Source organism: Nocardiopsis lucentensis DSM 44048 (assembly GCF_000341125.1).
In the GTDB taxonomy this organism is placed as follows: Bacteria; Actinomycetota; Actinomycetes; order Streptosporangiales; family Streptosporangiaceae; genus Nocardiopsis; species Nocardiopsis lucentensis.
Window position 1 is genome coordinate 1 of record NZ_ANBC01000666.1, and the last position, 6,960, is coordinate 6,960.

Here is a 6,960-nt window from a genome sequence, read left to right on the forward strand (position 1 = left end):
GCGATGATGGCCTGCACCGGCCTGGTCTCCCCGAACGCGACCGCGCTCGCCCTGTCCGGCCAGCCGCCGCGCGTCGCGGGCAGCGGGTCGGCGCTGCTGGGGACGGTGCAGTTCGGCCTGGGGTCGGCGCTGGCGGCCACGGCGGGCCTGGGCGGCCCCGTGACGCTGTCGAGCATGGCCGCCGTCATGATCGCCACCGCCGCGGGCGCGCTCGCCGTCTTCGCCGCCGCCGCGTTCCTGACCCACCGGCGGGGGCGCTGACCGGCGCACCCGGCGCGGGTCCCCGGCGGTGTCGCGTCCACGTTCTAGCGTGGTGCGCGCACGCCGGAGCGACCACGAAGGAGTCACCATGGCATCCCAGACCCCCCGCGCCGAAGGCCTGACGGGCGGTCCGCCCGGATCGTGGGCCGAGGTGCTGCCCCTCCTGGAGAGCCACACCGGCACCTACTGGCTGTCGGGGCCCCACTCCGGCCACCGACCGCACACCCGGCCCGTGCTCGCGGTGTGGGTGTCCGGCCAGCCGTGGTTCGCTTCGGGTGAGGGCACGGCCAAGACGGGACTGCTGTCGGCCGCGCCGGACGTGAGCCTGGCCTTCCAGGCGGGCGGCATGGACCTGGTGGTGGAGGGGTCGGCCCAGCGGATCCTGGACCGTGCCCGGACGGACCGCGTCGCCCGCGCCTACGCCGAGCGCTACGGGTGGGCGCCTCAGGCCGGTGACGGCGTCCTGACCGGGGCGGAGGGCGCGCCGACCGCCGGTCCCCCGCCGTACGCGGTGTACACGATCGTGCCGACGACGGTTTACGCCTTCCCCTCCGACGACGCTCCGCACGGCCCCACCCGGTGGCGGTTCGACGCCTGACGGCGCGGTCCCGTCCGGGGCCGGGAGGCACGGGCCGCCACCCGTTCAGGGAAGCGTCGGGGCCGCCGCGAGCCGGCGCTTGAGGATCTTGCCCGTCGCGGTCATCGGCAGGGCGTCGGCGAACTCCACCGAACGCGGGTACTTGTACCCGGCCAGGCGCTCGCGGGACCAGGCGATCAGCCCCTCCTCCGTGAGCGCGGACCCGGGGGCGCGAACGACGTGGGCCCGGACCTCCTCCCCGTGGCTGGGGTGGGGCACGCCGACCACGGCGGCCAGGCTGACCTCCGGGTGGGTCATGAGGACCTCCTCGATCTCACGCGGGTAGACGTTGTAGCCGCCGCGGATGATCATGTCCTTCTTGCGGTCGACGATGTAGAGGTAGCCGTCGGCGTCGCGTCGGCCGATATCCCCCGTATAGAACCAACCGTCGGCGTCGACGGCCTCGGCGGTGGCCTCGGGCCGGTCCAGGTAGCCCCTCATGACGTTGTGCCCCCGCACGCGGATCTCCCCCGGTTCGCCGACCGCCGCCTCGCCGCCGTCCGCCCCGACCACTCCGACCTCCACACCCCAGACGGGGACCCCGACCGACCCGGGCCTGCGTGGCCGGTCGGGTCGGTTGAACGTCGCCAGGGGGCTGGTCTCCGACAGCCCGTAACCCTCCAGGATCCCCACGCCGAACCGGTCCTCGAAACCGTGCAGGACCTCCATGGGCAGCGCCGCACCGCCGGAGACGCTGATGCGCATGGTGGTGGCGATACGGGCGAGGTCGAACCGGTCAGCGGTCTCGCACCGGAGGAGTCCCCAGTACATGGTGGGCACCCCGGCGAAGAAGGTGACCCCCTCCCGTTCCATCAGGGACAGCGCGCGCTCCGGGTCGAAGCGGTCCGTCAGGACGAGGGTGGCACCCGACGCGAGGCCCGCGTTCATGTGCACGGTCTGCGCGAACGTGTGGAACAGCGGTAGCGCCACCAGATGGACGTCGTCGGCGTACTCGCCGAACAACCGGTTGCCGACGAGGGCGTTGTGGACGAGGTTGCTGTGGGTGAGCTCGGCCCCCTTGGGACGCCCCGTGGTCCCACTGGTGTAGAGGACCACGGCGGTGTCGGTCTCGGCGGTCGCCACCGGGCGGCGATCCCGGGAGTGGCCCGCGGTGAACTCGGCGAGTGAGGGGACGCCCGCTCGGTGGGAAACACTCTCCGGATCCGCGGTGATGAGGACGAGGCGCTCGCAGCTGGACACGGACTCGAACGCCGCGGTGCCCCGCTCCCCCAACGGCAGTTCCGGGGTCCCCTCGAAGCAGAGGTAGACCCCGGCGCCGGAGTCGCGCAGGTGGTAGGCGATCTCCGACTCGGTCAGCAGGACGTTCAGCGGTACCACGGAGGCTCCGGCCTTGAGCACCCCGTAGTAGGCGACCGGGAAGTACGGCAGGTTCGGGCAGCTCAGCGCGACACGGTCCCCGGGTTCCACTCCGCTCGCGACCAGCGCGTTCGCCACACGGTTGGCCCACGCGTCGAGTTCGGCGTAGCTGATCCGGACATCCCCGTGCACGAGAGCGGTCCTGTCGGGCCGCTCGCGCGCTGTGTCCTCCAGCAGGATGGCGAGGTTGAGCATGTCGAGCCCTTCCGTGTGTGCCGCGGTTCACACGACACCATGACGCCGGTCACCCGACGCCCGGTAGTGCCCGAACCACAGGACCCGTGGTGGGCCGTTCACAACGGGGTGCCGCCTCCCAGTCGGCGCCGATCGCTCAGCAGCCGGATCGCGATCACCAGTTCGAGCAGGTCAGCGAAGCGTCGCAGGTCGCGCCCGGTCCGCTCGGCGATCCGGTCCAGCCGGTAGTAGGCCGTGTTGACGTGCAGGTGCAGCTCCTCGGCCATGGACTTGGCCCGGAGGTCGTGCGCGGCGTACGCCAGGACGGTGTCCACGAGCGCCCCGTCCCCGGACAGGTCCTCCTCGACGAAACGCCGCAGCTCCGGCCGGATGAGCCGCCGCACCGTGGCGTCGTCGCGCAGGATGAGGTAGTCGAACGTGGCCACCAGGGGAAGCGCCACCAGTCCGGCCGTGCCGCCGAGGCTGTCCCGGGCCGCGCACGCCTCGGCGTAGGCGTCCGGCACCTCCGCGGCCCCGGTGTGAACGGTACTGAACCCCACGGCCAGCGAGGCCCCGCCCCGCCCGAGATCGGACACACCGCGGCGCACCTGGTCGACGACGGTCTCGACCGCGCCCGGGTGCACCGGGGCCAGGCCGAGTACCTCCTGCTGCCGGACGATCGTGAGACCGGGAGCGCGTACCGCGAGGGCACCGCGCAGCGTCACCGCGACGTCGGGCAGGGTGTACCGATCCCCCAGCGGCCCGACCGGGAGCGCCGACACGACGGCGAAGCGCGTGCCGGGTTCGAGACCGGCCGTACGCAGGAGCGACCGCTTGGGCCCCGGTGGGATCTCGCGCCCCGCGAGGAGGTCCTCGAACAGGTCCCGGCGCAGGCGGTCGTGCTCGGCCACCTCGTGCTGCTGGGCGTCCAGGTAGGCCTCCGCCGCCACGGAACTACCCACCTCGATCAGGTGCATCACCCGTCCGGCCAGGAACATGGCGGCCTCGCGGGCGTCCGGATCCGCGCGCGCGGCGGCGCTCACGCCCTCCCACAGGGTGAGCTGGCCGACGCGGAAGGCCTGGAGGAAGTCCGGGAGGGAGACGCCCTGCCGCACGCGTTTGCGCGCCTGCTCCCCGGTGACGGTGAAGTCGCGGGGCAGGGCCGTGCGCCCCTCCTTCACGCTGGTGAGCAGGGCGCGAAAGACCAGTCGGACGTGGAGGGTGAGGTCGTCGCGCAGGTGGGGGTCCGCACTGGCGCGGTAGGCCGGAACCTGCTCCCATATGCGGTCGACCGCCTCGTACGTGATCCGGTCGAGCGACGCCTCGACCGTGTCGACGAGATGCCGCAGAGCCGGCTCCATCACGTTCGCCCCACCGTTCGTCCTCGCCCGCGCGTCCGTGCCCTTGGCGTCGCCGTGCCGTGCCCGAACGCTGTTCACGCGTCGGACCGGTCACGCGACGCGGGTCGCCTCCGATGCTAGGACGCCCGGGCCGTCGGCCCTGGCACCGGAGCCCTGGACGCGCCGTCCCCCCGGGCGTTCACGCGCGGGAGCGGTGGGCACCCGCCCGGTCCCCGTCGAACCCACCGGCGCGGACCCGGTCGATCCAGGCGACGAGGTCGGCGACGACCTCGTCGCGGTTGGTCTCGTTGAACAGCTCGTGGCGGGCACCGTCGTAGATCCGGTACTCCAGGTGCGCGACACCGGCCGCGCGGTAGCGCTCGACCAGCCGGTCGCTGTACTCCAACCCCTTGTTGAGCGGGTCGCGGTCGCCGACGAACACGTACAGGGGAAGGTCCCCGGGCGCGTCGGAGGGGTCGGCCAGGCGCGTCGCGGCGGCCGTGGCCAGCGCACCCATCCCCTCCTCGTCCAGGGAGAAGCCGCACCACGGGTCGGCGAGGTAGGCGTCCACCTGGTCGCGGTCACGGCTCAGCCAGTCGGCCCCGGTCCGGGCCGGTTGGAAGGGGGCGTTCAGGGAGGCCATCACGTCCGGACCGGCCTGGGCGAGGTCGGCCAGGAGCAGATCCACGGCCGTGGTGCCGCACAGCGCGACACCGTCGGCCAGCCCCGGGTGCTCCAGCAGGTACTGCTGGGCGGTGAAGGAGCCGAGACTGTGTCCGACCAGCACCAGCGGGAGTTCGGGGTGGCGCCCGCCGATGATCCTGGACAGCGCGGCCAGATCGTCCACGAGCAGGTTCCACCCGTCCTCTCCCAGGACACCGGGGCCGGCGTGCGCGGTCCGCCCGTGGCCCCGGTGGTCGTCGGCGTAGACGGCGTAGCCGCGCGCGTTGAGCGCCCGCGCCAGCGGCTCCCACCGGGCGGCGTGTTCGCCCATGCCGTGGGCGATCTGCACGATACCGAGCGGTGGCCCGTCGGGGACCCACTCATGCACGTGGACCGTCAGGCCGTCGCGGCTGGTGAAGGTGAACATCGCGGTCTCCTGTCGAGGGGTGTCCGGGGATGGCGGCCGGAGGCGCGACATCGCACGGACACCGGCCGTCAACGTTCCGGACATTGTCTCGGGCCGCGGCACACCGGCACATGTGCGGTCTCACAGCGTCCCGCGCACGCCGTTGGGAGGGAGAACAGTGACTGAGTCCCGACCGCTCACGGCGTTCGGGGTGAATATCCGTTTCCGGACCGACGGACTCCCCTGCTACCGTCTGCGCCGGACGGGCCGTGGGACTCAGGCCGCGACTTCCGGGAACTGCTCTTTTCAGCATCATTCACGCCGTTCGCGCCGTCGCTCCCCGGCCCGTCCCCCACCGCCCTCCCCGGGAGCCCCCCATGACCGACACCTACGCCGACCTGCTCGCCTGCGAGGACCTGCTGCTCTTCGCAGGCGCCGCCATGTCCTCCTCCGGCCAGCGCGAGTTCCACTCCTCGGCCGGACAGCAGCGGCTGTCCCTGGGCTTCCTGCACGACTACGTCCACGAGACCCTCCCCGACCTGTACGCGGCGACCCTGGCGCTGCACGTCAACGACCACAACGCGGCGCTGGTCATCGGGAACCTGCTCGCCCGCCCCCGGCCGGGCGCCCCCGCGCACGAGCGCGCCCGGGAGAACGCGCTCATCCGCCGCCGTCTGGCGCTCATGCCGCCCCAGCGCGTCTACCGCCTGTTCACCGGGTTGGCCGCGCGGCGCGTCAACAACCGCCGTACGCGCGCGACGATGAGCGCGTGGATCGGCGCGCGGCCCGACCTGGCCCTGGACGCGCTGAAGTACCGGTCCGGGCTGCGCACGGCCACCCGCCACGCACGCGTGCGCCTGCCGGAGGAGGTCGCGCACTTCCTGTTCTCGCGGCCCGCCGCGCGCCGTCGGCACCCCTACGCCTCACCCCTGCTGCGCGCGCACTCGGCGGCCCACCACTCCGCCCGCGACCTCTACGACCTGCCGTACACGGTGGCCGAGGGGTTCGCCGCCCACCACAAGATCCCCCGGGATCGGTTCCTGGAGGGCATCCGCGAGCGGACCACGCACGCCGAGCGGCTGCGGTTGACCGCCACGGCCCGCGAGCACGGGCTCGGCCCCGTCCTCGCCCCGGGCACCGCGCCCCTGCTCCGGCTGTGCGCGTACGTCCTCGGGCTGCCGCTGTCCGAACGGCGTGCGCGGCGCGCGGAGCTGGAGGAGGCGCTGGCCCGCTCGGCGCGGCGGGCGGCGGGTCCGACGGCCGGAACCTGGCCGCCGACCGCCGTCGTGCTCGACGACAGCTACTCCTCGTTCGGCTCCCCGGTCCGACGCAACCACCCGCTGGCGATCGCGCTGGCCTGCCACCACCTCGTGGCGGCGCTGTCCCCGGGGGCGTCGTCGCACTGGGTGTCGGGGCACCACGACGCGCTCACCGTGCGCCCGGTCGGCCCCACCCGCCTGGCCGAGTCGGTCCTGGACGCGCTCGACCGGCGGCCCGAGCGGGTCCTGGTCGTCTCCGACGGGCACGACGACCACCCCGAGCTGCTGTCGGAGACCCTCACCGTGTGGCGGACCCGGGTCGACCCGGAGCGGACCACGACGATGCTGCACCTGAACCCGGTGTTCGACGCCGACGGGATGGGCATGCGCCCGCTCTCACCCGCCGTCCCCACTCTGGGCCTGCGCGACCCGGCCACGCTGCCCTCACTGGTCGGGCTGGCGCGTTTCGGGGAGGGGCGACTGGGCCTGGCGGACCTGCGCGCGTACCTGGACACCACCGTCACCGCCTACCTGGGGACCGCGTGAGCACCACCGAAGCCCTGGACCTGGGGGATCTGGTGACGGGCCCCTCCCAGGTGTGGGGCAACGTCCGCCTGGTTCCGCTGCTGCGCTCCGAGCCGGTCCCGGGGCTGCGGCTGCACGGCCGGGTGAACGAGTCCCCCGTGACCGTCGCGGGGTCGGGCCGCCGGAGCGCGTACGTGGCCTATGTCCCCCACGCCTACGTCGCGACCTGGGGCGGCGATCCCGAGCCGAGCGCCACCCACGGCACCCAGTTCGTGGACGACGGCGAGCGGTCCCCGCACGAGCGGGTACGGCTGACTT

General features: G+C 73.5%; 6 protein-coding genes and 1 pseudogene. 4 read left to right on the forward strand and 3 right to left on the reverse strand.

The window, feature by feature from the left end; translation table 11 throughout:
- Together D471_RS35775 and D471_RS0123485 are read left to right on the forward strand one after the other, a co-directional pair.
- Positions 1-261: pseudogene (locus D471_RS35775) on the forward strand (Bcr/CflA family drug resistance efflux transporter); the annotation flags it as partial.
- 88 nt (positions 262-349) lie between these two features.
- Complete coding sequence (locus tag D471_RS0123485) at positions 350-859, forward strand: pyridoxamine 5'-phosphate oxidase family protein (protein WP_017600883.1); 510 nt, start codon at positions 350-352, stop codon at positions 857-859.
- A 45-nt stretch (positions 860-904) separates the two neighbouring features.
- Here D471_RS0123485 and D471_RS0123490 read toward each other — a convergent pair whose 3' ends face one another.
- The 3 genes from D471_RS0123490 to D471_RS0123500 all read right to left on the reverse strand — a co-directional run bounded on the left by D471_RS0123490 (position 905) and on the right by D471_RS0123500 (position 4,879).
- Complete coding sequence (locus D471_RS0123490) at positions 905-2,470, reverse strand: long-chain-fatty-acid--CoA ligase (protein ID WP_017600884.1); 1,566 nt, start codon at positions 2,468-2,470, stop codon at positions 905-907.
- Positions 2,471-2,568: 98 nt separating this feature from the next.
- Positions 2,569-3,810 (reverse strand): PucR family transcriptional regulator, encoded by a 1,242-nt coding sequence (locus D471_RS35780; RefSeq protein ID WP_017600885.1) that lies wholly within the window; start codon positions 3,808-3,810, stop codon positions 2,569-2,571.
- Between the two features lie 178 nt (positions 3,811-3,988).
- Positions 3,989-4,879: an alpha/beta hydrolase gene (locus D471_RS0123500; RefSeq protein ID WP_017600886.1), complete on the reverse strand. Its 891-nt coding sequence runs from the start codon at positions 4,877-4,879 to the stop codon at positions 3,989-3,991.
- 356 nt (positions 4,880-5,235) lie between these two features.
- Here D471_RS0123500 and D471_RS0123505 point away from each other — a divergent pair, with 356 nt between their 5' ends.
- Together D471_RS0123505 and D471_RS35785 are read left to right on the forward strand one after the other, a co-directional pair.
- Positions 5,236-6,663 carry a hypothetical protein gene (locus tag D471_RS0123505; RefSeq protein WP_017600887.1) on the forward strand — a complete coding sequence of 476 codons (1,428 nt, stop codon included), beginning with the start codon at positions 5,236-5,238 and terminating at the stop codon, positions 6,661-6,663.
- Positions 6,660-6,960: ARPP-2 domain-containing protein (locus D471_RS35785; protein ID WP_040690852.1), on the forward strand; the 301-nt coding region annotated here is incomplete at its 3' end. The genes D471_RS0123505 and D471_RS35785, both read left to right, overlap by 4 nt.